Annotated in this window: 27 protein-coding genes and 1 riboswitch; of the genes, 11 read left to right on the forward strand and 16 right to left on the reverse strand. The window is 72.8% G+C overall.

The features are described 5' to 3' along the window. Positions 1 to 76: 76 nt before the first annotated feature. A complete protein-coding gene (gene cobA / locus JT362_RS16390; RefSeq protein ID WP_260192081.1) occupies positions 77 to 1285 on the reverse strand; it encodes a uroporphyrinogen-III C-methyltransferase in 1209 nt (402 codons plus the stop codon). A 48-nt stretch (positions 1286 to 1333) separates the two neighbouring features. Here cobA and JT362_RS16395 point away from each other — a divergent pair, with 48 nt between their 5' ends. After that, a complete protein-coding gene (locus tag JT362_RS16395) occupies positions 1334 to 1912 on the forward strand; it encodes a thioredoxin family protein (RefSeq protein ID WP_260192082.1) in 579 nt (192 codons plus the stop codon). 52 nt (positions 1913 to 1964) lie between these two features. Here the strand turns inward: JT362_RS16395 and JT362_RS16400 are convergent, their stop codons facing one another. Further along, entirely contained in the window at positions 1965 to 2780 is an 816-nt protein-coding gene (locus JT362_RS16400) for a S1 family peptidase (RefSeq protein ID WP_260192083.1), read from the reverse strand. 200 nt (positions 2781 to 2980) lie between these two features. Then, complete coding sequence (locus JT362_RS16405; protein ID WP_260192084.1) at positions 2981 to 4237, reverse strand: bifunctional cobalt-precorrin-7 (C(5))-methyltransferase CbiE/decarboxylating cobalt-precorrin-6B (C(15))-methyltransferase CbiT; 1257 nt, start codon at positions 4235 to 4237, stop codon at positions 2981 to 2983. Between the two features lie 121 nt (positions 4238 to 4358). Here JT362_RS16405 and JT362_RS16410 point away from each other — a divergent pair, with 121 nt between their 5' ends. Then, positions 4359 to 5516: an 8-amino-7-oxononanoate synthase gene (locus JT362_RS16410; RefSeq protein WP_260192085.1), complete on the forward strand. Its 1158-nt coding sequence runs from the start codon at positions 4359 to 4361 to the stop codon at positions 5514 to 5516. On the opposite strand, the gene JT362_RS16415 is transcribed toward JT362_RS16410, so the two are convergent. Both JT362_RS16415 and JT362_RS16420 read right to left on the reverse strand, forming a co-directional pair. Beyond that, positions 5476 to 5928, reverse strand: coding sequence for a GNAT family N-acetyltransferase (locus JT362_RS16415; protein WP_260192086.1), 453 nt, complete (start codon positions 5926 to 5928; stop codon positions 5476 to 5478). The genes JT362_RS16410 and JT362_RS16415 overlap by 41 nt on opposite strands. Positions 5929 to 5940: 12 nt before the next feature. Then, positions 5941 to 6714 (reverse strand): S1 family peptidase, encoded by a 774-nt coding sequence (locus tag JT362_RS16420; RefSeq protein ID WP_260192087.1) that lies wholly within the window; start codon positions 6712 to 6714, stop codon positions 5941 to 5943. Between the two features lie 117 nt (positions 6715 to 6831). Further along, positions 6832 to 6896, forward strand: a riboswitch (guanidine-III (ykkC-III) riboswitch). Positions 6897 to 6907: 11 nt separating this feature from the next. On the opposite strand from JT362_RS16420, the gene JT362_RS16425 reads away from it, so the two are divergent. Further along, complete coding sequence (locus tag JT362_RS16425) at positions 6908 to 7222, forward strand: DMT family transporter (protein WP_260192088.1); 315 nt, start codon at positions 6908 to 6910, stop codon at positions 7220 to 7222. On the opposite strand, the gene JT362_RS16430 is transcribed toward JT362_RS16425, so the two are convergent. Next, the gene (locus tag JT362_RS16430; protein ID WP_260192089.1) at positions 7197 to 7820 is read right to left on the reverse strand and encodes a TetR/AcrR family transcriptional regulator; all 624 of its coding nucleotides are present in this window, start codon (positions 7818 to 7820) and stop codon (positions 7197 to 7199) included. The two genes, JT362_RS16425 and JT362_RS16430, sit on opposite strands and share 26 nt — an antisense overlap. Before the next feature lie 69 nt (positions 7821 to 7889). Between JT362_RS16430 and JT362_RS16435 the strand changes: the two genes are divergently transcribed. Further along, positions 7890 to 8408, forward strand: a complete 519-nt coding sequence (locus JT362_RS16435) for a peroxiredoxin-like family protein (protein ID WP_260192090.1) — start codon at positions 7890 to 7892, stop codon at positions 8406 to 8408. Beyond that, positions 8405 to 9004, forward strand: coding sequence for a YHS domain-containing protein (locus JT362_RS16440; RefSeq protein ID WP_260192091.1), 600 nt, complete (start codon positions 8405 to 8407; stop codon positions 9002 to 9004). Before JT362_RS16435 ends, JT362_RS16440 begins: the two co-directional genes overlap by 4 nt. Here JT362_RS16440 and JT362_RS16445 read toward each other — a convergent pair. Beyond that, positions 9001 to 10062: a M48 family metallopeptidase gene (locus JT362_RS16445; RefSeq protein WP_260192092.1), complete on the reverse strand. Its 1062-nt coding sequence runs from the start codon at positions 10060 to 10062 to the stop codon at positions 9001 to 9003. The genes JT362_RS16440 and JT362_RS16445 overlap by 4 nt on opposite strands. A gap of 84 nt (positions 10063 to 10146) precedes the next feature. Between JT362_RS16445 and JT362_RS16450 the strand changes: the two genes are divergently transcribed. Both JT362_RS16450 and JT362_RS16455 read left to right on the forward strand, forming a co-directional pair. After that, complete coding sequence (locus JT362_RS16450; RefSeq protein WP_260192093.1) at positions 10147 to 10683, forward strand: YbhB/YbcL family Raf kinase inhibitor-like protein; 537 nt, start codon at positions 10147 to 10149, stop codon at positions 10681 to 10683. Positions 10684 to 10691: 8 nt separating this feature from the next. After that, positions 10692 to 12068: a mycothione reductase gene (locus JT362_RS16455; protein WP_260192094.1), complete on the forward strand. Its 1377-nt coding sequence runs from the start codon at positions 10692 to 10694 to the stop codon at positions 12066 to 12068. Here the strand turns inward: JT362_RS16455 and JT362_RS16460 are convergent. Continuing rightward, the gene (locus tag JT362_RS16460) at positions 12045 to 13568 is read right to left on the reverse strand and encodes a cobyric acid synthase (RefSeq protein WP_260192095.1); all 1524 of its coding nucleotides are present in this window, start codon (positions 13566 to 13568) and stop codon (positions 12045 to 12047) included. The genes JT362_RS16455 and JT362_RS16460 overlap by 24 nt on opposite strands. On the opposite strand from JT362_RS16460, the gene JT362_RS16465 reads away from it, so the two are divergent. Further along, complete coding sequence (locus JT362_RS16465) at positions 13567 to 14298, forward strand: alpha/beta fold hydrolase (RefSeq protein WP_260192096.1); 732 nt, start codon at positions 13567 to 13569, stop codon at positions 14296 to 14298. The genes JT362_RS16460 and JT362_RS16465 overlap by 2 nt on opposite strands. On the opposite strand, the gene map is transcribed toward JT362_RS16465, so the two are convergent. The 3 genes from map to JT362_RS16480 are packed head-to-tail and all read right to left on the reverse strand — an operon-like array spanning position 14285 to position 17869. Continuing rightward, a complete protein-coding gene (gene map / locus JT362_RS16470; protein ID WP_260192097.1) occupies positions 14285 to 15142 on the reverse strand; it encodes a type I methionyl aminopeptidase in 858 nt (285 codons plus the stop codon). The two genes, JT362_RS16465 and map, sit on opposite strands and share 14 nt — an antisense overlap. A gap of 33 nt (positions 15143 to 15175) precedes the next feature. Continuing rightward, positions 15176 to 16984, reverse strand: coding sequence for a penicillin-binding transpeptidase domain-containing protein (locus tag JT362_RS16475; protein ID WP_260192098.1), 1809 nt, complete (start codon positions 16982 to 16984; stop codon positions 15176 to 15178). Positions 16985 to 17014: 30 nt separating this feature from the next. Further along, a complete protein-coding gene (locus JT362_RS16480; protein ID WP_260192099.1) occupies positions 17015 to 17869 on the reverse strand; it encodes a GNAT family N-acetyltransferase in 855 nt (284 codons plus the stop codon). A 105-nt stretch (positions 17870 to 17974) separates the two neighbouring features. On the opposite strand from JT362_RS16480, the gene JT362_RS16485 reads away from it, so the two are divergent. Next, positions 17975 to 18124, forward strand: a complete 150-nt coding sequence (locus tag JT362_RS16485; protein ID WP_260192100.1) for a hypothetical protein — start codon at positions 17975 to 17977, stop codon at positions 18122 to 18124. Further along, positions 18121 to 18696 (forward strand): dihydrofolate reductase family protein, encoded by a 576-nt coding sequence (locus JT362_RS16490; RefSeq protein ID WP_260192101.1) that lies wholly within the window; start codon positions 18121 to 18123, stop codon positions 18694 to 18696. Before JT362_RS16485 ends, JT362_RS16490 begins: the two co-directional genes overlap by 4 nt. Positions 18697 to 18700: 4 nt before the next feature. Here the strand turns inward: JT362_RS16490 and ispG are convergent, their stop codons facing one another. From ispG to dxr, 3 genes are read right to left on the reverse strand one after another with little or no spacing between them, the layout of a single operon-like run. Further along, on the reverse strand, positions 18701 to 19858 hold the full coding sequence (gene ispG / locus JT362_RS16495) for a flavodoxin-dependent (E)-4-hydroxy-3-methylbut-2-enyl-diphosphate synthase (protein WP_260192102.1): 1158 nt from the start codon (positions 19856 to 19858) through the stop codon (positions 18701 to 18703). A 30-nt stretch (positions 19859 to 19888) separates the two neighbouring features. Continuing rightward, entirely contained in the window at positions 19889 to 21085 is a 1197-nt protein-coding gene (locus JT362_RS16500; protein ID WP_260192103.1) for a M50 family metallopeptidase, read from the reverse strand. A gap of 5 nt (positions 21086 to 21090) precedes the next feature. After that, entirely contained in the window at positions 21091 to 22323 is a 1233-nt protein-coding gene (gene dxr / locus JT362_RS16505; RefSeq protein ID WP_260192104.1) for a 1-deoxy-D-xylulose-5-phosphate reductoisomerase, read from the reverse strand. A gap of 109 nt (positions 22324 to 22432) precedes the next feature. Between dxr and JT362_RS16510 the strand changes: the two genes are divergently transcribed. Then, positions 22433 to 22696 (forward strand): DUF2631 domain-containing protein, encoded by a 264-nt coding sequence (locus tag JT362_RS16510; protein WP_260192105.1) that lies wholly within the window; start codon positions 22433 to 22435, stop codon positions 22694 to 22696. A 12-nt stretch (positions 22697 to 22708) separates the two neighbouring features. Here the strand turns inward: JT362_RS16510 and JT362_RS16515 are convergent, their stop codons facing one another. Further along, positions 22709 to 23377 carry a DUF3618 domain-containing protein gene (locus JT362_RS16515; RefSeq protein WP_260192106.1) on the reverse strand — a complete coding sequence of 223 codons (669 nt, stop codon included), beginning with the start codon at positions 23375 to 23377 and terminating at the stop codon, positions 22709 to 22711. Next, entirely contained in the window at positions 23374 to 23814 is a 441-nt protein-coding gene (locus JT362_RS16520) for a phage holin family protein (RefSeq protein ID WP_260192107.1), read from the reverse strand. Before JT362_RS16520 ends, JT362_RS16515 begins: the two co-directional genes overlap by 4 nt. Positions 23815 to 23820 lie beyond the last annotated feature (6 nt).

Consider the following 23820-nt stretch of genomic DNA (forward strand, 5'->3'; position numbering starts at 1 on the left):
CCGGGGCGGCCGGCCCGGGCCGCACCCGCGCTGGCACGCCCCGCCCGGGGCCGCCGCCCCCCCGGCGGGCGCCACGTCAGGTGCTGGGCAGGCCGTCACCGAGGGCGGCCACCGGGCCGACGACGATCACCGCGGGCGGACGGACACCGTGCGTGCGCACGTCGTCGGCCACCTTGTCCAGGGTGGACCGGACCAGGCGCTGGGCGCGGGTGGTGCCCTCCTGGACCACGGCCACCGGGGTGTCCGCCGCGCGGCCGGTGAGCAGCACCTCGGCGAACGCGGCGATCCGCTCCACCGCCATCATCAGCACCAGCGTCCCGCGCAGCGACGCCAGCGCCGGCCAGTCCACCAGGGAGTCCGGGTGTCCGGGCGGCAGGTGCCCGGAGACCACCACGACCTCGTGCGCGACGCCGCGGTGGGTCACCGGCACCCCGGCGACCCCGGGCACGCCGAACGCCGAGGTCACGCCGGGTACCACCGTCACCGGCACGTCGGCGGCCGCGCAGGCGAGCAGTTCCTCGAACCCGCGCCCGAACACGTACGGGTCCCCGCCCTTGAGCCGGACCACGAACCGGCCGGCCCGCGCCCTGGACACCAGCAGCTCGTTGATCGTGTCCTGCGACGCGGCCCGCCCGTACGGGTTCTTCGCCGCGTCCACCACCTCGACGTCCGGCGCCAGCTCGTCGAGCAGCGGGCCCGGTGCCAGCCGGTCGGCGACCACGACGTCCGCCTGGGCCAGCAGCCGCCGCCCGCGCACGGTGATCAGGTCCGGATCGCCCGGCCCGCCGCCGACCAGCGCGACGCCGACCGGGCGCGGTCCCGGCGCCACCAGACCGGAGCCGAGCGCGCGCAGCAGACCGTCCCGGACGGTCGCCGACCGGCGGTGCTCGCCGCCGGCCAGCACCCCGACCAGCAGGCCGTCGTGGTTGCCCGTCGCCGGGGTCACCGCCGTGCCGGCCGATCCGGCGTCGGCGCGTACGCAGAACACCCGCAGCCGCTCGGCCGCCGCCGACACCTCGGCGTTCACCGACGGCGAGGAGGTGCAGCACAGCACGTACCAGGCGCCGTCGAGGTCGCCCGGCGCGTACGGGCGCCGGTGCCAGACCAGCGCACCCGACTCGGCGAGCCCCACGACCGCGGGCGTGGCCTCCGGTGCGACCACCTCGACCGCGGCCCCGGAGGACACCAGCCTCGGCAGCCGTCGAGCGGCCACGGTCCCGCCGCCGACCACCACGACACGGCGGCCGGCCAGGTCGAGTCCGGCCAGGTAGTGCAGCTCGGTCATGCGACCAGCATGCCGCAGCGGAAACGCGGTGGCCGGTAGGGTCGGCCCATGGTCTCGGTCAACTCCACGATGGTGCCGCTCGGCACCACCGCGCCCCCGTTCGAGCTCCCGGACCCCGACGGCGTCACCTGGACCCTCGACCGGGTCGCCGGGCCGCGCGGCACGCTCGTCGCGTTCCTGTGCAACCACTGCCCGTACGTCCAGCACATCGCGGTCCCGCTCGGCGCGGCCGCGGCCCGCTGGCGCCAGCAGGGCATCGGCGTGGTCGGGATCAACAGCAACGACCCGGAGGCCTACCCGGACGAGGTGCCGGAGCGGATGGCGGCCAACGCCGCCGCCTGGCGCTGGACGTTCCCCTACGTGTCCGACCCCGAGCAGACCGCCGCGCACGCCTACCGGGCCGCCTGCACGCCGGACTTCTTCCTGTTCGACGCCGACCGCGCGCTCGTCTACCGCGGCCGGTTCGACGCCGCCCGGCCGGGCAACGGCGTCCCGGTGACCGGCGACGAGCTGGACGCCGCCGTCGCCTCGGTGGTCGCGGGCGAGGAGATCGAGGTCGGCCAGCTCGCCAGCATCGGCTGCAACATCAAGTGGAGGCCGGGCAACGAGCCCGCCTGGTTCGGCTGACCGGACCGGGGGCCGCCCCCAGCGGGAGCGGCCCCCGGTATCGGACTCCGAGTCAGCCGATCTGCTGCTGGATCAGGTCGTGGAACGCCGCCACCCGGCCGTAGACGCCGGGGAAGTTCGGCTCCGCGCAGCCCTGGCCCCAGGACACGATGCCGATCAGCTTGCGGGTGCCGTCCGCGGTGACGCCCTCCAGCGGGCCACCGGAGTCGCCCTGGCAGCTGTCCTTGCCGCCCTCGGGCAGCCCGGCACACACCATCGACGCCGGGTCGTAGGAACCCGGGTACGCCGAGGAGCAGGTGTCGTCGGACGTCACCGGCACGTCGACCTTGCGCAGGGTGTCCGACGGCGACCCGCTGTCGGTCACGCCCCAGCCGAGCACCGTGCTGGTCGCGCCCTCCGCATACAGGTCACCGTCCGACGGCGACGCGAGCGCGATCGGCGCCTGCGACAGCTCGGTGTCGAGGGTGAGCACGGACGCGTCGTTGATCAGCGCGCCGGAGTCCCAGTCCGGGTGGATCCAGATGTCGGTCACGCCGGCGACCGTGCCTCCGCCGCCGCTGAGCGACGTGCGGCCGGCAACGACCTGGATGTCCGCAGGCGAGGAGCCCTCGGTGCAGTGCGCGGCCGTGACGACCTTGTTCGGGGCCACGATCGAGCCCCCGCAGAACTGGAACCCGTCCGGCGTGGTCAGCGCGACCACGAACGGGTTCTCCTCGATGGTGGTCTCCTCGCCACCGATGATGTTCGGCTGAACGTCAGCCGGTGCCGGGTCCGCGCTCGCTGTCGACACCGATGCCGCGACCCCGACCGACGCGAGAACCGCTGCGGCAACCCCGGCCAGGCGGAGCAGGCGCCTTGCCTCAGCCATGACTCTCTCCCTTGTCTCCCCCGCGAGTCGACGTCCTCACGGGCTGACTCATGGCTACAAGGCGGTCACCGCGTGCCACAACGCCCGATCGTCGTGGGCCGAATGGCCCCCTACCGATCGGTAACCGGGCTTTGACCTGCGGAAACGATGGAAACAACCGGCACCCGACGTTCGGCTGGACTTGATCTCGGGCGGCCGGATCAGCGGCGGATTCCCCACAGCAGCATCGTCGAGGACGCCTGCCGCACGGCCGCCGAGCCCTGCGCCAACCCGTCCACCGGGGCCGCGAACAGCAGCCGGCCGTCCACCGCGTAGCCGGCGTCGGTGAGCGTGTCGCGGACCGGGCCGACGCTGCCCAGCTCGCGCACCTCGACCACGATCCGGCTCGCCCCGGCACCCGCGCAGGAGCGCACCACGTCGGTGCGGGCGGTGCCGAGGAACACGGCGTCCGGTTGCGGCAGGCCGACCAGCGCCTCGGGAACCTGGCCGTCGACGAGCCGAACGTCCACACCGTGCCGTTTGGCGTTGGCGACGATCCGCACGCACAGCCCGGGATCGTTCTCCACGGCGATCACCGCCGCGCCGAGCCGGGCGGCCTCGACGCCGAGCGCACCACAGCCCGCCGCCACGTCCCACACCAGCGCACCCGGTCTCGGCGCCAGCCTGGCCAGCGCGAGCGCACGCAGCTCCGGGCCGCTCGCCATGCCCTCGCGGTGGGTGAACTCGGCCTCGTCGAGCGCCCACCCGTTCACCGGCGGCGCCGGCTCGCCGCCGGCGATCCACCCGGACCGGCCCACCCGGTCCAGGTCGGCCAGGCACAGCACCACCGAGGGCTGCCGCCACGTCCGGTCGGCGGCCTCGGCCGGGTCGACGATCGACAGGGTTTCCTGATCACCACCGACGGCCTCGAGCACGACAAGGGTGCGCCGCCAGCCGGACAGGGCCGCGCCGAACTCGGCCGGGCCGGTGCCGGGGGCGGTGAGCACGCCGACGGCGGGGCGGGCGCGGCACACGTTCACCGCGTCGCGGAAGGCGCGGCCGTGCGCGCTGACCACCGTGATGTCGTCCCACGGCCGGTGAACCATGGCGGCGACCCGCTGCACCTGCGTCACCGACGGCCAGCACACGGTCGGCAGACTGCGCTCCCGCAGCGCGCGCAGCACCCCGAAGTACCCGGGGTCGCCTGCGGTGAGCACGACCGCGTGTTCGTCCGCATCGACCGACGCGGCCAAGGCGTCCAGGGCGGTGCCGGGTAACTCGTTCTGGCCGGACAGCTCGATGGTGCGCGGTTTGTCCGGAACCGAGGCCGAGCCGGCACCGGTACCCAGCGCGGCGGTCGCCCAGCGCCGCAGCAGCGCGCGGCCGCCGACCACCAGGCCCGCGGCGGCAAGGGCATTCCCGGCGCCAGGCGGGAGATCGTGTCCATCCACACCGATCACGGTCACCGTTGCCGTCATACCCCCATTCGACCACGCTCGACGCTACCGTGGGGGAAAATTTCTGACGGATCCTTTCAGGGTTCGGCCGTGCGGACGGCCTCGAGTGGTCCACGATCCGGGGGCTGTCAGACTCGACGCCGTGACCTCGGTTTTCGACTGGTTGGACACCCGCGCGGACGAACGGCGACGGGCCGGTCTGGCGCGCAGGCTCCGCCCCCGCCGGCCCGACTCCGACCTGCTGGACCTGGCCGGCAACGACTACCTCGGCCTGGCCAGGGACAAGCGGGTGGCGGGCGCCGCCGCGGCCGCGACCCTGCGGTGGGGCGCGGGGTCGACCGGATCGCGGCTGGTCACCGGAACCACCGAACTGCACACCGAGCTGGAGCACGAGCTGGCCGCGTTCTGCGGCACGCAGGCGGCGCTGGTGTTCTCGTCCGGGTTCACCGCGAACCTGGGCGCGGTCACGGCGCTGTCCGGCAAGGGCAGCGCGATCGTCACCGACGCCTACCTGCACGCGTCGCTGATCGACGGCTGCCGGCTGTCCCGGGCGGACGTGGCGGTGGTCGGGCACGCCGATCCGGCGGCGGTGGCGCACGCCCTGCGGACGAGGCGGACCGAGCGTGCCCTGGTGGTGACCGACTCGGTGTTCTCCGTGGACGGTGACCTGGCACCGCTGCCGGAGCTGGTGGCGGCCTGCCGCGCGCACGGCGCGGCGCTGGTGGTGGACGACGCGCACGGTCTCGGCGTGCTCGGGCCGGGCGGCCGGGGCGCCGTGGCCGACGCGGGCCTGTCCGGCGAACCGGACGTGGTGACGACGATCACGTTGTCCAAGGCGCTGGGGGCGCAGGGCGGCGCGGTGCTCGGCCCGCGACGGGTGATCAAGCACCTGGTGGACTCGGCGCGCAGCTTCATCTTCGACACCGGGCTCGCGCCGGCGAGCACCGCGGCCGCGTTGACCGCGCTGGGCGTGCTGCGGGAGGAGCCGGAGCTGGCCACCCGGGTGCGGTCGACCGCGCTGTCGCTGGCCGAGCGGCTGCGGGCGGCCGGGCTGACGGTCACCGAGCCGGCCGCGGCGGTGGTGTCGGTGCTCGCGCCGTCGCCCGAGCTGGCGGTGCGCTGGGCCGACGACTGCCGGGCGGCCGGCGTGTGGGTGGGGTGCTTCCGGCCGCCGTCGGTGCCGGATCAGGTGTCGCGGCTGCGGCTGACCGCGCGGGCGGACCTCACCGAGGGCGACGTCGACCGCGCGGTGGACGTGATCACCCGGTGCGCTCCGCCCGAGGCCGGCGCCGCATCGTGATGTGCTCGATGCCGTCCTCGAGGAACGGCTCACCCTCGGGCACGAAGCCGAACCTGGCGTAGAAACCCTGCGCGTAGGACTGGGCGTCCAGCACGGCCTCCGCGTCGCCGATGCGGGCCATCGCCTCGGCCATCAGCAGCCGGCCGAGACCGGTGCCGCGGGCGGCCTTGGTGGTGCACACCCGGCCGATCCGGCGCACGCCGTTCGGGTCGTGGAGGATGCGCAGGTAGGCCTGGGGTTCGCCGGTCGGCGGGCTCCACAGGTGGACCGTCTCCGGCAGCAGGTCACGGCCGTCCAGCTCGGGGTAGGGAGCGTTCTGCTCCACCACGAAGACGTCGACCCGCAGCCGGAGCACGGCGTACAACTCGGCGGCCGTCAGCTCGTCGCCGGCGGCGAAACGCGGTGTGGTCACCCCAGGTGGATATCAGACCTGTTCGTCGAGGACCGCGGCGTATGCCATCAGCCGGGTGTAGACGCCGGGCTTGCCGGCCAGGGCACAGCCCTCGCCCCACGAGGTGATGCCCACCAGCACGCCCTCGACGACCAGCGGGCCGCCCGAGTCGCCCTGGCACGAGTCGACTCCGCCCTCCGGCAGGCCGGCGCAGATCATCGACTCGGCCTTGAAGGTCGAGTACGAGTTGGCGCAGTCGGCGTCGGCGACCAGCGGCACCTCCGCCCCGAGCAGGAAGCGGGACGGCTCGCCGCCGGCGGTGGTGCGGCCCCAGCCGAGGATCAGGCCGGGCTTGCCCGCCTCGTACAGCGCGGCGTCGTCCGCACCGGCGCGCTCGATCGGCCGGTACGGCAGCGGTTCGCGCAAGGTCAGCACCGCCACGTCGGCGCCGTCGCGCACGTCGGTGAAGTCCGGGTGGACCCAGAGCGACGCCACGGGCGAGATCAGGCCGGTCTCGCTCTGCTTGTCCTCGCGGCCCGCGACGACGGTGATGTCGGCCGGGCGCTCGCCGGCCACGCAGTGCGCGGCGGTGATGACCTTGTCCTCGGCGACGAGCGAGCCGCCGCAGTACTGGAAGCCGTCGACGGTCGCGAGGTAGACCATGTAGCTGTGGTCGGCGATGCTCGCCCGACTGCCGCCGACGATCCGCTCGTCGGCACCGGCCTGGCCGGCGACACCGGTGGCGACACCGGTGACGGCAAGGACGACGGCGAGCAGTAGCCGCCGGTACCGGGTGGGTCCCCCCATGTGCTCAGCTCCTCACGCTGGTCGAGACTGCACCGACCAGACTTTCGTGCGGAGCGGTCGCCGGCAACTTGGAACATGTCGCCCGACCAGGTGAACTTTCGGTGTGCGACAATGCCCGCAGAGTCCCGAGTGGACTCCCGGACGAGCGGTGCCGTACCCGGTGTGCGACAAGACGGCGCCACGGGAGTGCAACATGGCCTGGCTCGTGCTCGTCGTCTCCGGGGTGTTGGAAGCCGTGTGGGCGACCGCTCTGGACAAGTCCAACGGGTTCACCCGGCTCGGCCCGTCGGTCGTGTTCGGGATCGCGCTCGTGCTCAGCATGGCGGGGCTCGCGTTCGCCATGCGCGAGTTGCCGGTCGGCACGTCCTACGCGGTCTGGGTGGGTATCGGCGCCACACTCACCGTCGCGTACGGAATGTGGAGCGGCGCGGAGACCGCGTCGGCGGTGAAGGTGTTGCTGCTGCTGGGCATCGTGGGCTGCGTCATCGGGCTGAAGCTGCTGCACTGAGCCCGTCTAGCACGATGGCGAGGCCCGCGCGGAACTCGTCGGCCGGCGGGAGCGCGCGGGCCTGCGCGGCGGTCTCGGCCAGTACCGGGAAGTCCGATATGGACAGTTCGGCCATCGCGGCCGTGCCGGAGCCGGACAGCGGGCCGTAGTGCTCGTTCTGCAGCGCGCCGAGCAGGTAGGCCACCAGCGTCCGCTGCGCGACGACCCGGCGCCGCCCGGTGAAACCGGCCTCGGTCAGCACGGCGAGGGTCGCCTCGATCCAGCGCAGCGACGCCGGCGCGGCGTGCCGGTGGCGGACCACGAGCGGCACCACCTCGCGGTGCGCCTGGGTGGCCGCGCGCATCCGCTCCAGCAGGCCCGCGATCCGGTCGCGCCACGGGCCGGGCGGCACCGACAGGTCCAGGTCGGTGAGCACGTGGTCGACGACCAGCACCTCGAGCTCGTCGCGGTCGGCGACGTACCGGTACAGCGACATGGCGGCCATGCCGAGCTCCTTGGCCACGGCTCGCATGGTGAGTGCGGCGAGGCCGTCCCGGTCGACCACCGCGAGCGCGGCGGCGGCGATCCCGGATCTGGTCAGCGAACGTGGGCGGGGCACGGGTTGACAGCGTACAAGGCACGCGATAAACCGTAGATGTACGATGTACGCCTACGAAGTAGGAGGGTCATGCTCACCTCGATCCACGGGACACCGGTACCCGTGCCCGATCCGGACCGGCTGGTGCACCTGCAGTTCCGGCGCTTCGCCGGCTGCCCGGTGTGCAACCTCCACCTGCGCTCGATCGTCGCCCGGCATGACGAGATCCGTTCCGCCGGCGTCCGCGAGGTGGTGGTCTTCCACTCGTCACGCGCGGAGCTGCTCGAGCACGCGGCCGAGCTGCCGTTCGACGTGGTCGCCGACCCGGACAAGCGTCTCTACCGCGAGTACGACGTCGAGTCCGCGCCCCGCGCCCTGCTCGATCCGCGCGCCTGGCCCGGCATCGTCCGCGCGATCGCCACCGGCCTGCGCCACCGCGACAAGACGCCGGCGAGCCGGGTCCACGGCGGGCGGCTGGGGCTGCCGGCCGACTTCCTCATCGCCCCCGACGGCCGCACGGTCGCCGGCAAGTACGGCGAGCACGCCAACGACCAGTGGTCGGTGGACGAACTGCTCGCCCTCGTCCCAGCAAGGGAGATCCACCCATGATGACCGTCGAGGTGTTCACCACACACGGCAGCGCCGAGAGCCGGCGTGCCCTCGCCGACCGGCTACTGGCCGACCTGCTGGCCGAGGAGCACGCGCCGGAGGCGGTGCTCACCGGCGCCAGCGAGTTCGTCCACGTCGTCGTGCACGAGCCGGTGGCCTGGGCCACCGGCGGTCCGGCCGGCTCGCCGCGCCACCTCGTGCGGGTCACGGTGCCCGGCTCGTGGAACGCGGTGGAGTTCGGCCCGTACATCATCCCGAGGGTCACCGAGATCGTCGCCTCGTTCGAGGACGACCCGACCCGGCTGTACCGCGAGCCGCACTGCGTGGTGCAGATCGTCGGCCTGCGCGAGCACGCCGTCGGCACCCTCGGCCGCGCCACCACCAGCACCGAGATCACCCGGCTGATGACCGAGAACTACCGGCGTTCCGGCGAGCGTGTGACGGCCCCGGAGGGCAGCGTCGTCGACCCGGTCTGCGGCATGGTGGTCGAGCTGGCGACCGCGGCGTTCACCCTCGACCACGACGGTTCCACGTACGCGTTCTGCGCGCCGTCGTGCCGGAAGGTGTTCGCCGAGGACCACGCGATCGCGGTCTAGGACCGGCCGGCCGTGTCCTCTGTGGACCCACCGCCGCCGAAGCGGTTGAACACCTTGCCGGCCGCGCCGGACACGGCCTCGCCGACGTCGCTGAGAACCTTGGTCAGCGGGTCGGTCGAGTCGGACCAGGACTCCTTGTAGGACCGGCCGGCCGACCTGATGTCGTCCATCATGGAGCTGGACGGCGCGTCGTCGGCGCGGCGCTGGTAGTCGCCGGCGAGGATCGCGCGGTACTCCTCGGAGGCGGCCCAGCGCTGCAACTGCGCGGCCCGCACCACGGCGAACGGGTGGCTCATGCTCTCCACGGTCATCAGCTTGAGCACGCTGTCGCGGATGTCGTCGACCTCCTCGTACTCCCTGGCCTGCGCCATGAACTCGGGGATGTCGATGTCGTCCATGCTGGTGCCGCCGGCCAGGTAGACGTGCTGGCGCAGCGCGGCGGCCGGGTCCTGGCCGCACAGCAGGCCGGCGCGGTCGGCGGTCAGCTCGGCCTTGCGGTACCACTCCATCAACGCGGCGATCACCGCGCGCAGGCCGAGCGCGCCGACCGGCACCCAGTTGACCGTGGCCTGCAGGCGCAGCAGCCGCATCAGCAGGGTGCGCAACACGTTGTGCCCGGACAGGATGTGCCCGGTCTCGTGGCCGATCACCACGCGCAGGCCGTCCCGGTCGAGCGCCTCGACCAGGCCCGTGGTGACCACGATGAACGGCTTGTCGATGCCGATGGCGTAGGCGTTGGCCCTGGGGTCGCGGGTGACGTACAGGTCGGGCACGGTGTCCAGGTCGAGCGTCTCGGCGCAGTCCACCCGCAGCCGGTTCAGCCTCGGGTACTGCTTCTCGCTCACCCGGATCGCCGACGCCACCGCGAACAGCCGCTCGGCGCGCTCGTTCCACATCCCGGCGACGGCCTTGAGCACCGACGACACGCCCGGCACCGCGCGGAGCGTCGCCATCGCGCCCCGGTCGGCCGGGTGCTCGTAGGCCCTCGGGCTGATCCCGGGGAACCGCACCCGCGTGCTCCGCTCCAGCTCGTCCCCGCCGTTCACGTTCTCGGACACCGTGCACCACTCCCTCGGTCACCGCCCAGAGTAGGGCCTAGGCTGGGCGGCACCCCAGACGATCACCACCCGGGAGACGAACCGATGAGCCTGGAGCGTCCTGTCGCGCCCGATCCCTACGAGCTGCTGCCGGCCACCGGCACGTTCACGGTGACCTCGACCGACGTGCGGGACGGCGAGCAGCTGCCGATGAGCGCGGTGCACGACAGCGCGGGCGGGCAGAACACCTCGCCGCAGCTGTCCTGGTCCGGGTTCCCGGAGGGGACCAGGAGCTTCGTGGTCACCTGCTTCGACCCGGACGCGCCGATCCCCGGCGGCTTCTGGCACTGGATCGCGGTGAACCTGCCGGTCTCGACCACCGAGCTGCCCTCGGGCGCCGGGGCGGACGACGCGAGCCTGCCGGGCGACGCGTTCCACGTGCGCAACGACATGTCCGCCCGCGCCTACGCCGGCGCCGCCCCGCCGCAGGGCGACCAGGTGCACCGGTACTACTTCGTGGTGCACGCGGTCGACGTGGACGCGCTCGAGGTCGACGGCGACGCCTCGGCCGCCGTGGTGAGCTTCAACCTGGCGTTCCACACGCTGGCGCGGGCCGTCCTCACCCCGACCTACCGGCACTGAGCCGTCGGATGGCGGACTTCGACCTGGTCATCGTCGGCACCGGGTCCGGCAACTCGATCCTCGACGAGCGCTTCGCCGGCTGGCGGGTGGCGGTCGTCGAGCGCGGGACCTTCGGCGGCACCTGCCTGAACGTGGGCTGCATCCCGACGAAGATGTTCGTGCACACCGCCGAACTGGCCGCCGCCCCGTCGGCGGGCGCGAAGCTCGGGGTGGACGCGGAGCTGCTCGGCGTGCGGTGGACCGACGTGCGGGACCGGATCTTCGGGCGGATCGACCCGATCGCCGCGGGCGGACGGGAGTACCGGTTCACGCACCCGGACAACGACAACGTGACGGTGTTCGAGGGGACCGCCCGGTTCACCGGCCCGCACGAGCTGGACATCGCGCTGGCCGACGGGAACCGGACGTCGATCACCGGGGACCGGGTCGTGCTGGCCGCGGGCGGGCGTCCGGTGGTGCCGGACGGGCTCGAGAACGTGCCGTTCCACACCAGCGACACGGTCATGCGGCTGGACGAGCTGCCGCGGCGGATGGTGATCGTCGGCACCGGGTTCGTGGCCGCGGAGTTCGCGCACGTGTTCTCGTCGTTCGGCGTGGACGTGACCGTGCTCGGCCGGTCCGGGGCGATGCTGCGGCACGAGGACGCCGACATCAGCGAGCGGTTCACCGAGCTGGCGCGCAAACGCTGGGACCTGCGGCTGAACGGCACCGTCGCGGGCGCGGCCCAGGAGTCGGACGGCATCCGGGTGGACCTGACCGACGGCTCGTCGGTGTCGACCGACGTGGTGCTGGTCGCGATCGGCCGCACGCCGAACTCCGACCTGCTGAACCTGCCGGCCGCCGGGGTCGGGGTGACGACCTCCGGGCACGTGGTGGTGGACAGGACGCAGCGCACGACCGCGCCGCACGTGTGGGCGCTGGGCGACATCGCCTCGCCGTTCGAGCTCAAGCACGTGGCGAACCACGAGGCGCGGGTCGTGCAACACAACCTGCTCCACCCGGACGCGCCGATCGACGCCGACCACCGGTTCGTGCCGCACGCGGTGTTCAGCTCGCCGCAGGTGGCGGCGGTGGGGCTGACCGAGCGGGAGGCGAAGGCGCAGGGCCGGAGGTACGTGACGGCCACCCAGGAGTACGCCGGCATCGCCTACGGCTGGGCGATGGAGGACACCACCGGGTTCGCGAAGCTGCTGGCCGACCCGGCCTCCGGGCAGCTGATCGGCGCGCACATCATCGGCCCGCAGGCGTCGACGCTGATCCAGCCGCTGATCCAGGCGATGAGCTTCGGGCTGGACGCGCGGTCGATGGCCCGCGGCCAGTACTGGATCCACCCGGCGATGCCGGAACTGATCGAGAACGCGCTACTGAACCTGCCGCTGGACTGACAGGGTCGGCAGGGCCGGCGCGCCGTGCTCGACGAGGCGGGTCACGGCGTCGGTGTCCAGGTGGTCGGCGACCAGGTCGGCCAGCAGATCCAGCTGGGCGTCGCGGAGGTCGGCGACCCGGGTGTCCGGTGCCGGGGTGAACCCGTGGCGGCCGGCGTGATCGGCGGCCCAGGTCAGGAGCGCGCGGCGGAACGCGTCGTTGTCGAGCAGGCCGTGCCAGTGGGTGGCGGCGATCGGACCGGTGAGCGCGCCCTCTGGCTCGCCGTCGACGTCGACCAGTGGGGGCTGGTCCCCGCGGCGGGTCACCACGCCGTGGTGGATCTCGTAGCCCGTGACGGGCTCGCCGAGGGCGGTGCCGGCGGGGCGGGCGAGGGTCTTGGTGCGGGCGAAGGTCACGTCCAGGTCGAGCAGGCCGAGACCGGGGACGGTGCCGGCGGCCGATTCGACGTCGTCGGTGATGGTGCGGGCGAGCATCTGGTAGCCGCCGCAGATCGCGAGCAGGGGGCGGCCGGCGCGGACGTGGGTGGCGAGCGCGTGGTCCAGGCCGCGGTCGCGGAGCCAGCGCAGGTCGTCCACGGTGGACTTGGTGCCGGGCAGCACGACCAGGTCGGCGTCGGGCAGGCGGGACGGGTCGGTGACGAACCGGACCGAGACGCCGGGCTCGCAGGCGAGGGCCTCCACGTCGGTGGCGTTGGAGATCCGGGGCAGGCGGACGACGGCGACCCGCAGCCACTGGGCGCCCACCGGCGGGGTGGGGCGGCCGACCACGCCGTCGGCCGCGTAGGACAGCGAGTCCTCGGCCTCCAGCCACAGGTCCGGGTGCCAGGGCAGCACGCCGAGGACCGGGCGGCCGGTCAGCTCGGTCAGCCGCCGCAGGCCGGGTCCGAGCAGGGTGGCGTCGCCGCGGAACTTGTTGACCACGAAGGCCGAGATCAGCGCCTGGTCGGCGGGGTCGAGGATGGCGAGGGTGCCGAACAGGTGGGCGAGGACGCCGCCGCGGTCGATGTCGCCGACCACCAGTACCGGCAGGTTCGCCGCGCGGGCGAGGCCGAGGTTCGCGATGTCCCCGGCACGCAGGTTGACCTCCGCGGGTGAGCCGGCGCCCTCGCAGACCACGACGTCGAACTCGGCGCGTAGACCGTCCAGGGTGGACAGTACGACGTCGTGCAGTGCCGTCCGGCGCTCCCGGTAGGACAGTGCGGTCGCGTGCCCGACGGCCTCGCCGAGCACGACGACCTGGGAGCTGTGGTCGGCGCCCGGCTTGAGCAGCACCGGGTTGAACCGGACGCTCGGCACCAGCCAGCACGCGGCGGCCTGCATGGCCTGGGCGCGGCCGATCTCGCCGCCCTCGGGGGTCACCGCGGAGTTGTTCGACATGTTCTGGGCCTTGAACGGCGCCACCCGCACACCCCGCCGCGCGAGCCACCGGCACAGGCCAGCGACCAGCACGCTCTTGCCCGCGTCCGAGGACGTGCCGGCGACCAACAACGCTCCACGCATGTCTGCCATCATCGCGGGCATGCCCGCCTCCCCCATCACGGCCGTCCTGGTGCACAGCCCGTTCCTCGGCCCGGCGAGCCTGCGCCCGCTGGCCGACGCGCTGGCCGCCCACGGGCACCCGGCACTGCTGCTGGACCTGCGGCCGAGCGTGGTCGCGCCGCCGGTGCACCAGGTGCTGCTCGGCGCGTTCGCCGACGCGATGAGCGAGGAGGAGCTGGCCGGCGAGGTCGTACTGATCGGGCACAGCGGCGCCGGCCCGCTGCTGCCGGCGTTCGCCGACGCGCTTGAGGACACCGTGACCGGGCTGGTGTTCGTCGACGCCGGGCTGCCGACGCCGGGGCGGAGCTGGCGGGACACCGTGCCGGCCGAGCTGTACACGCGGCTGAAGGGGATGTCGCGGGAGGGCCAGCTCCCCCGCTGGCACCGCTGGTTCGAGCCGGACCCGCTGGCGGAGCTGGTGACCGACACCGCGCTGCGGGCGGACATCGCCGACGAGGCCCCGGAGGTACCGGTGGCGTTCCTCAAGGAGCCGCGCCCGGACGTGACGTGGTCCGGGCCGGCCGGCTACGTCGCGCTGTCCGAGCCGTACGCGGCCGACGCCGACGCGGCGGCCGGGCTGGGCTGGCCGGTGCGGCGGCTGGACTCGCACCACCTGGCGCCGGCCGACGACCCGGAGCCGGTCTCCGGCGCGGTGCTGGCGGTGCTCGGGGAGTTACTCAGGGCAGGGTGAGGATCTCGGCGCCGTCCTCGTTGACCACCATGGTGTGCTCGAACTGGGCGGTCCAGCTCTTGTCCTTGGTGGTGACCGTCCAGTCGTCGTCCCAGATGTCGTAGTCGATGCCGCCGAGGGTGATCATCGGCTCGATGGTGAAGGTCATGCCCTTCTCGATCACCGTGTCCACGGTCGGCTCCTCGTAGTGCAGGATCACCAGGCCGCTGTGGAACGCGCGGCCGATGCCGTGCCCGGTGAAGTCCCGCACCACGCCGTAGCCGAACCGCTTGGCGTAGGACTCGATGACCCGGCCGATCACGTTCAGCGCGCGGCCGGGGCGCACCGCCTTGATGGCGCGCATGGTGGCCTCGTGGGTGCGTTCCACCAGCAGCCGCACGTCCTCGGCCACGTCACCGGCGAGGAACGTGGCGTTCGTGTCGCCGTGCACGCCGCCGATGTACGCGGTCACGTCGATGTTGACGATGTCGCCGTCCTCGATCGGGGTCGAGTCCGGGATGCCGTGGCAGATGACCTCGTTGAGCGAGGTGCAGCACGACTTCGGGAAGCCCCGGTAGCCCAGTGTGGACGGGTAGGCGCCGTGGTCGAGCAGGAACTCGTGCACCACCGCGTCGATGTCGTCGGTCAGCGCGCCCGGCTTGACCGCCTTGCCGCCCTCCTGCAGCGCCTGCGCGGCGATCCGGCCGGCCACCCGCATGGCCTCGATCGTCTCGTCGGTCTGCACCCACGGCTCGGTGTTCCGCTTCGGCGCGGGCCGGCCGACGTACTCGGGGCGCTCGATGGACGACGGGACCTGCCGGCGAGGGGTCTGGACGCCGGGCAGCAGGGGTGCTCGTACGGGCATGACTCCACCCTACGACGTGGGTTTCGGCGCGGGTTACCGCAACCCGCCGAGGAAGCGGGCGGTGACGTCGACGGCCTTCGCCGAGGTGCCGGCGTCGGTGACCAGGACGGCGAACGCCAGGTCACCCCGGTAGCCGGCGAACCAGCCGTGCGAGTGGGTGCCGTCGCCGAACTGGGCGGTGCCGGTCTTGCCCCGCACGTCCGGGTAGGCGGCCAGCGCGGGGGTGCGCTGGGTGACCTCGTGCATCATCGCGCGCATCGACTTCAGTACGGCCGGGTCGACGGGTTCTGGATCGCGGGTGTCGCTCTCGGTGGTGGAGCCGGCCAGCAGGGTCGGCGTCGGCATGGTCCCGGCCGCCACGGTCGAGGTGACCAGCGCCATGCCGAACGGGCTGGCCAGCACCTTGCCCTGGCCGATCCCGTCGGCCGCGCGCTCGACCGTGTCGGTGGCGGGCGGCACCGAGCCGGTGATGGTGGTGGCGCCGGGCATCACGAAGTCGGCGCCGAGCCCGAGGCGGCGGGCGACGTCGGTGAGCGCGGACGGCTCCAGCTCGGTGGCCAGGCGCGCGAAGGTGGTGTTGCAGGAGAACGCGAACGCGCTGTGCAGCGGGAGCGTGCCCTTGTCGAACCGGCCGGCGTTCGGGATCTCCCTGCCCTCGATGGTCACCGTCGGCGGGCAGCCGACGCGCTGGTCGGCGCGCACCTTCCCGGCCTCGATGGCGGCGATCGTGGTGACGATCTTGAACGTCGAGCCGGGCGGGTAGCGGCCGGTCAGCGCGACCGGGCCCTCCTTGTCGGCGACCGGGTTCTGCGCCACCGCGAGCAGTTCCCCGGTGGACGCCTTCATCGCCACGATCATGGCCGCGGTCCGCTCCCCCGCGACCGCCGCCTGGGCCGCGTTCTGCACGTCCAGGCTCAACGTCACCCGCGCCGCGTCCGCCGGGTCGGCCGGCTCCGCGTGCAGCTCGGCCACCTCGGCGCCGGACGCGTCGGTGGTGTACACCCGCCAGCCGGCGCTGCCGGCCAGCTCCTCCTCGACGACGTCGCGGACCCGGGGCAGGACCGTCGGCGCGAGCTCCTTGTCGGTGGCGAGCAGCCGGGGCGCCGAGGTGAACCGCACCCCGGGCAGGTCGTAGATCCTCGGCTTCACCAGCTCGTAGTCGGCCGAACGCAGCGCGACCACCCGGTAGGGCACGTCCGGGTCCTCCGCCTCGGCCTTGGCGGCGCCGTCCAGGATCGTCTTCCGGGTGATCGTCCGGTCGAACGCGGACACCGCGGACGCGAGCGCGCCGGCGACCGCGGGCGCGTCACCCGCCTTCTCCGGCTCGAACAGCACGTAGACGATCTGGTCGGGTGACATCAGCAGCTTGCCGTCCCGGTCGAGCACCGGCGCCAGGTCGGGCTGCTGGTGTTCGATGGCGATCGACTGCTGCTCGGCGAGTTCGGGGTGCACGACGGACGAGGTCCAGTGCACCCGCCAGGTGTCGTCCTGCGCGCGCAGCTCCATCCGGCCGCCGTAGTCCCACACCTGGCCGTGCCCGAAGTCCCACTTGACGGTGAAGTTCGCCCAGGTCGACGTCTCGTCCTCGTTGGTGGCGACGTTGCCGAGCTGCGCGGACACCTTCTCCGGCGCGAGCTTCTCGCGGATCTCGTCCAGCAGCGCCTCGGCGGACTCCGGCGAGTCGGTGAACGTCGCCGCCTTCGCGTTGTCGCCGGCGGCGAACGCGCCGAGGTAGTCGTCGGCGACGTCCGCGGGCTGCGGACCGGAGTCGCCGAACAGGCCGCAGCCGGCCAGGAGCAGGATGAGCAGTGCCGTGAGGATCACTCGGGAGGTAGCACGCACCCGGCGAGTATGACCGAGCGTGCCGGCACCTCAGAACAGGACCGTCGCGTACTGGCCGACGGTGGTGAACCCGATCCGCTTGTACGCCGACTGGGCGACCACGTTGTAGGAGTTCACGTAGAGGCTCGCGGTCCGCCCCATGCCGCGTACCAGCCGGTCGACCACCGCCGCCGTGCCCGACGAGCCGAGGCCCTTGCCGCGCCGGTCCGGGTGCACCCACACGCCCTGGATCTGGCCGACCGCGTTGGACAGCGCGCCGATCTCGGCCTTGAAGACCACGTCGCCGCCGTCGAAGCGGGCGAAAGCGCGCCCGGCCGCGATCAGCTCCGCGACCCGCGCCCGGTAGCTCGCGCCGCCGTCACCGGTCCGGGGGTCGACGCCGACCTCCTCGATGAACATCGCGATGGCCGCCGGCAGGTACCGTTCGAGCTCGTTCGGCCGCACCGGGCGCACCAGCGGATCGGCCTCGACCAGGGACTCGCGGGTCATCGACATCAGCGGCTGGTCGGCGCGGACCTCGCGGGCCGGACCCCAGTCCAGCTCCAGCTCGTCCCACAGCCCGAGCACCTGCTCGGCCGGGCCGACCACCGACGAGCACATCCGCCGCCTGCGCAGTGCCCGGTCGGCGAACGCACGCAGGGACGCGCGGTTGCCCTGCAGGGGGATCAGGTTCGAGCCGGCGAAGCACAGCGCGTCGAGGCGCCCGCCGCGGAAGCCGCGGGGCTCACAGCCCCACAGCTCGCCACCCAGCCGCCACGGGTCCATGCCGAGCGCCTCGACACGCGAGGCGACCATGCAGGACGCGACCGGGTCCGCCGTGAGCATGGCACGCACGGCCATCCGGTCCCGCTCGTCGAGCAGCCGCGCTCCAGCAAGCCGCAACACATGCTCAAGCGTGCCAGAAGTCCGGCTCGTGGGACAGCTGAGCCCGGCCTGTCGATCCGGCGTGTCCCGGTTCGACGCGGTGGTGGGGGCCGAGAGGAGGACGGAATGCGGGAGGACGAAGGCGAGGAGGTCGCCGACACGCCCGAGCTGCGGGCGCAGGAGGAGTACCTTCGCGCGCAGGTCGCGGCGGGCGCACCGATGAGTTCCCGGCCGTCGCCCAGTCAGTACGGGCGGAACGGAAGGGAGAACGGATGAGAAGGCTCAAGTACGCCATGACGCTGTCGCTCGACGGGTACGTCACCGCGCCGGGCGACGACATCGGCTGGACGGAACCCAGCGACGACCTGCACTGGCACCACAACGAGCGGACGACCGAGGACACGGTGGCGCTGTACGGCCGCCGGCTCTGGGACAACATGGCTGGCTACTGGCCGTCCGTCGGGGACGGACCGGACGTGCCGGCGGTGATGGCCGACTTCGCCAGGCGGTGGCGCGCGCAGCCCAAGGTGGTGTTCTCCTCGACGCTGACCGAGGAGGCGGTCGCCAAGGTCGGCCACAACAGCCGGCTGCACAGCGGCGACGCGGTCGAGGAGATCCGGCGGCTCAAGCAGGGCGACGGCGGATCGCTGGAGATCGGCGGTGCCATGCTGGCGGGCGCGGCGATCCGGGCCGGGCTCGTCGACGAGTACTGGCTGTACTACGCGCCGGTCGCGATCGGCGCCGGCGCACCGTACTTCCGGGACCTGGACAGCTGGCTGAACCTGCGGCTGGTCGAGACCAAGACGTTCGACAACGGCACGGTGCTGCTGCGGTACGAGAAGGGGTAGCGGGTCAGGAGACCGTCACGACCGGCTCGCCGGCGCCGGCGGTCTCCCCCGCCTCCTCGGCGATGCGCATGGCCTCCTCGATCAGGGTCTCCACGATCTGGTGCTCCGGCACGGTCTTGATGACCTGGCCCTTGACGAAGATCTGGCCCTTGCCGTTGCCGGAGGCCACGCCGAGGTCTGCCTCGCGCGCCTCGCCCGGCCCGTTCACCACGCAGCCCATGACGGCGACCCGCAGCGGAACCTCCATGCCCTCCAGGCCCGCGGTGACCTCGTCGGCCAGCTTGTAGACGTCGACCTGGGCCCGGCCGCAGGACGGGCAGGACACGATCTCCAGCTTGCGCGGCCGCAGGTTCAGCGACTGCAGGATCTGCGTGCCGACCTTGATCTCCTCGACCGGCGGCGCGGACAGCGACACCCGGATCGTGTCGCCGATGCCCTGCCGCAGCAGCGCGCCGAAGGCCACCGCCGACTTGATGGTGCCCTGGAACGCCGGGCCGGCCTCGGTGACGCCGAGGTGCAGCGGGTAGTCGCACTGCTCCGCGAGGATCTCGTAGGCCCGGACCATGACCACCGGGTCGTTGTGCTTGACCGAGATCTTCAGGTCGTGGAAGTCGTGCTCGGCGAACAGCGACGCCTCCCACAGCGCGGACTCCGCCAGCGCCTCCGGGGTGGCCTTGCCGTGCTTGGCCAGCAGCCGGGGGTCGAGCGAGCCGGCGTTGACGCCGATGCGGATCGGGGTGCCGTGGTCGCGCGCGGCGGCGGCGATCTCGCGCACCTTGTCGTCGAACTTCTTGATGTTGCCGGGGTTCACCCGGACCCCGGCGCAGCCGGCCTCGATCGCGGCGAACACGTACTTCGGCTGGAAGTGGATGTCGGCGATCACCGGGATCTGCGACTTGGCCGCGATGGCCGGCAGCGCCTCGGCGTCGTCCTGCGACGGGCACGCCACCCGGACGATGTCGCAGCCGGCCGCGGTCAGCTCGGCGATCTGCTGCAGGGTGGCGTTGACGTCGGCGGTGACCGTGGTGGTCATCGACTGCACCGAGATCGGGTACTCGCTGCCGACCCCCACACCGCCGACCATCAGCTGTCGGGTCTTGCGGCGCTCCGCCAGCACGGGCGGCGGCGCCGCGGGCATCCCCAGCATGATGCTTTCGGTCATGCTTTCAGCCTACCGACCGGGCGACGGCGGCTACTGACCGATACGGATCGGGTTCACGATGTCGGCTGTGAGGGTGAGCAACATGAACGCGCCGCCGATGACGACGAACACCATCGTGACCGCCGACAACTTGGTGTAGTCGACCGGGCCACCCGCGGGTTTGCCGCGCAGGCGGCGGAGCCAGTCGCGGACCTTCTCGTAGAACAGGACCGCGATGTGCCCGCCGTCCAACGGCAGCAGGGGCAGCAGGTTGAACACGCCGATGAAGAAGTTCAGCGTCGCGAGCAGCAGGACGAACATCTCCCAGATGCCCTGCTCGACCGCGTCCCCGCCGATGATGCTGGCGCCGACCACGCTGACCGGGGTGTTCGGGTCGCGCTCCCCGCCGCCGATCGCCTCGATGACCGCGGGAACCTTCTCCGGGATGTCGAGCAGCCCGTTCCAGACGCCGACGAACATGTCCCCGGTGAAGGACACCGTGCCGCCGACGGCGTCGAGCGGGCCGTAGCCGATCATCGCGGGCGGCAGCGCCACCGACACCCCGATCGCGCCCGCCTGCTCGCCGTTCGGGGCCGAGACCCGGGCCACGTCGACGGTCAGCGTGAGCACCTCGCCACCGCGCCGGACCTCGAACTCGGCCGGACCGGACAGGCCCTCGACCTTCGCGACCATCTCGCCCCAGGTCGGCGTCGGCGTGCCGTCGACGGACAGCACCAGGTCGCCCTCGCGCAGGCCGGCGTCCTTCGCGGGCGCGGGCGCGCCGGGGGCGCAGCCGTCCTCGGAGGTGTTGCCCTTGTCGACCACGCACTGGTTGACCGAGGCGATCTCGGGCCGCACCGGCTCCGTGTTCGGCAGGCCCATGGTGATGGCCATCACGTACAGGATGAGGAAGCCGAGGATGAAGTGGGTGACCGAACCGGCGACCATCACCACGAAGCGCTTCCACGTGGGGTAACGCCACATCGCGCGCGGAGCCTCGTCCGGCGTGACCTCGTCCAGCGCGGTCATGCCGGCGATGTCGCAGAACCCGCCGGCCGGGATGGCCTTGAGGCCGTACTCGGTCTCACCGCGGCGGAACGACCACAGCGTCGGCCCGAAGCCGATGAAGTAGCGCCGCACGCGCATGCCGAACATCTTGGCCGCGCCCATGTGGCCCGCCTCGTGCAGCGCGACCGAGATGCAGATGCCGAGCGCGAAGAGGATGACCCCCAGGATCCACGCGACCACGTTCGTCAGTCCTCTTTCCGTTCAGTCACACCGAGCTCGACCGTTGCCCCGAGCCGCTCCCTGGCCTTGGCGCGCGCCCATGCCTCCGCGGCGAGTACCTCCTCGACCCCGGACGGCTCGCCGTGCCAGCCGTCCGCGTCGTCGAGGACACGGTGCACAGTGTCCACAATCGCCGTGAAGGGCGTGTGTCCTCCGACGAACGCGCCGACGGCCTCCTCGTTCGCCGCGTTGTACACCGCGGGCAGGCAGCCGCCCGCCTCGCCGGCGAGCCGGGCCAGGCGCACGGCGGGGAAGGTGTCGTCGTCGAGGGGCTCGAAGGTCCAGGCGGTCGCCTCGTCGAACCTGGTCGGCCGCGCGGCGCCGGGCACCCGGTCCGGCCAGCCGAGTGCCAGCGAGATCGGCAGCCGCATGTCCGGCGGGCTGGCCTGCGCGATCGTCGAGCCGTCGGCGAACTCCACCATCGAGTGAATCATCGACTGCGGGTGCACGACGACGTCGATCCGCTCGTAGGGCACCCCGAACAACAGGTGCGCCTCGATCAGCTCCAGGCCCTTGTTGACCAGGGTGGCGGAGTTGATGGTGATGACCGGGCCCATCGCCCAGGTGGGGTGCGCCATGGCGTCGGCGACCGTGACGTCGGTGAGATCCTCGGCACGCCGGCCGCGGAACGGGCCGCCGGACGCGGTCAGCACCAGCCGGGCCACCTCCTCGGCGCGCCCGCCGCGCAGGCACTGGGCGATCGCGGAGTGCTCGGAGTCGACCGGCACGATCTGGCCGGGCTTCGCCGCGCGCAGCACGAGCGGGCCGCCGGCGATCAGCGACTCCTTGTTGGCCAGCGCGAGCGTGGCGCCGGTGGCGAGCGCGCGCAGGGTCGGCTCGAGCCCGATGGAGCCGGTGACCGCGTTGAGCACGATGTCGGCCGGGACCGTGTCGATCAGCTCGGCGACGGCGTCCGGGCCGGCGAGGATGCGGGGCATCGCGAACCCGCCCGCGTCGTAGCCACGCCGCTTGGCCTCGGCGTAGAGGGCGAGCTGGACGTCCTCGAACGCGGTCGCGCGGGACACGGCGACGGCTCGGGCGCCGGTCGCGATCGCCTGCTCGGCGAGCACGGCCGGGTTCCCGCCGCCCGCCGCGACCCCGACGACCTCGAACCGGTCGGGGTTGGCGGCGACGACGTCCAGGGCCTGCACGCCGATGGAGCCGGTCGAGCCGAGTACGAGGACGGAGCGCTTGGTCATCGCGTGACATTGTGTCCGACGTCGCCTCGGCCGGCCGGGCACGGTGTGCGCGGCGTGTCAGGGGCGTGTGCGAACATGTGCGGCAAGGACCGAGGTGCCGGGAGGGAACGTGGCTGGCTCACAGCTGGTGAAGCGACCGAAGAACGCGGTCGACCCGCACGAGGAGCCGTCCGCGGAGTGGGGCTGGCACGGCCGGTTCCCCCGTGGCCGCGAGATCGGCGGCTGGATCTCGGTGATCGGCCTGTTCGCCATGGCGTTCATCGGCAACCACGTGGCGCCGACCGAGCAGCTGTGGATGGCCGGGCTCGGCATCGCGGTGGCCGCCGGCCTGGTCTGGTCCCGCGTGCGGCAGCGCACCGCCTGGCGCCGCTGATCCTTTCCGGGGTCAACGCTCCTGAACGTTGGTCCTGGCCTGTTGAGCGCGGTCGGTGACGTCGCCCGTCGCGTGCCGCGCCTCGTCCTGCACGGTGCCTGCGGCGTCGCTCGCGGTCGACTTGACCGAGTCCACCGCGTGCTGCGCCGGTTCCCGCAGGTTCTCCTTCACCTGCTCGGCCGCGTGGCTCATGTGCTCGGTCACGCCGTGCTCCTGGGCCTTCTCCTTGGCCTGCTCGGCCAGGTGCTGCTCGGCCTGGCTCGGCGGGACCAGCGACGACAGGAGCCAGCCGGCGCCGAACGCGATCAGGCCGGCGGCCAGGGGGTTGCCCTCGGTGCCGTGCCGGACCGCCTGTGGGGTCTCGCGGACCGTCTCGGCCACGTTCGCGGCGCCCTCCCGTGCGGACGAGGTCGCGGACGACGCCGCGTCGCCCACGCGGTGGCCGGCGTGCGACATCCCGTCGGACGCGCTGGACATGCCGCTGGAAGCGGTGCCCATGACCCGGTCGCGCATGGAGTGCACCGCCCGGCGGGCGCGGCCGACCCGGCGGTGCACGATGCGTCCGGGGCTCACCTTGTCGGTCAGCATGTCGACGTCGGTGGAGAGGTTGCGCTGGGTGTGCTCGATGTCCCGGCGAAGCCGGTCGGGATCGTCGGAATAGGCGTCATTGGGGACGGTCATGTTCGCTCCTCGGTCGGCTTGAGGGTGTCCGGGACCTGCTTGACGGTGTCCACGGTGCGTTGCGGGGTGGGATTGACCTGGCGCAGCCGCTGCCGGCCGGTGACGTAGAGCACGGCCGCGATCACCGCCCACACGACGGCGACGAGCAGCGCGGCGAGGCCGGTGTCCATGGCGTTGGCCAGTGCCCACCAGAGCGCGAACGACAGGAACAGCAGCACCATGTAGCCGGCGAACCCGGCGCCGCCGAGCATGCCGGCGCCCTTGCTCGCCTTGGTGGCCTCGGTCTTGACCTCGGCCTTGGCGAGCGCGAGCTCCTGCCGGAACAGGGTCGACAGGTCCCGTGAGACGTTCCCGAGCAGCTCACCGACGGAGACGTCGGCAGCGGACTCGGTGCGTTGTTCACCAGGTGTCGTCGGTGGGGTCGACGAGGTGGTCATCGCGCC

The sequence above is a fragment of the Actinophytocola gossypii genome, from assembly GCF_025165815.1.
GTDB classification, from domain to species: Bacteria; Actinomycetota; Actinomycetes; order Mycobacteriales; family Pseudonocardiaceae; genus Actinophytocola; species Actinophytocola gossypii.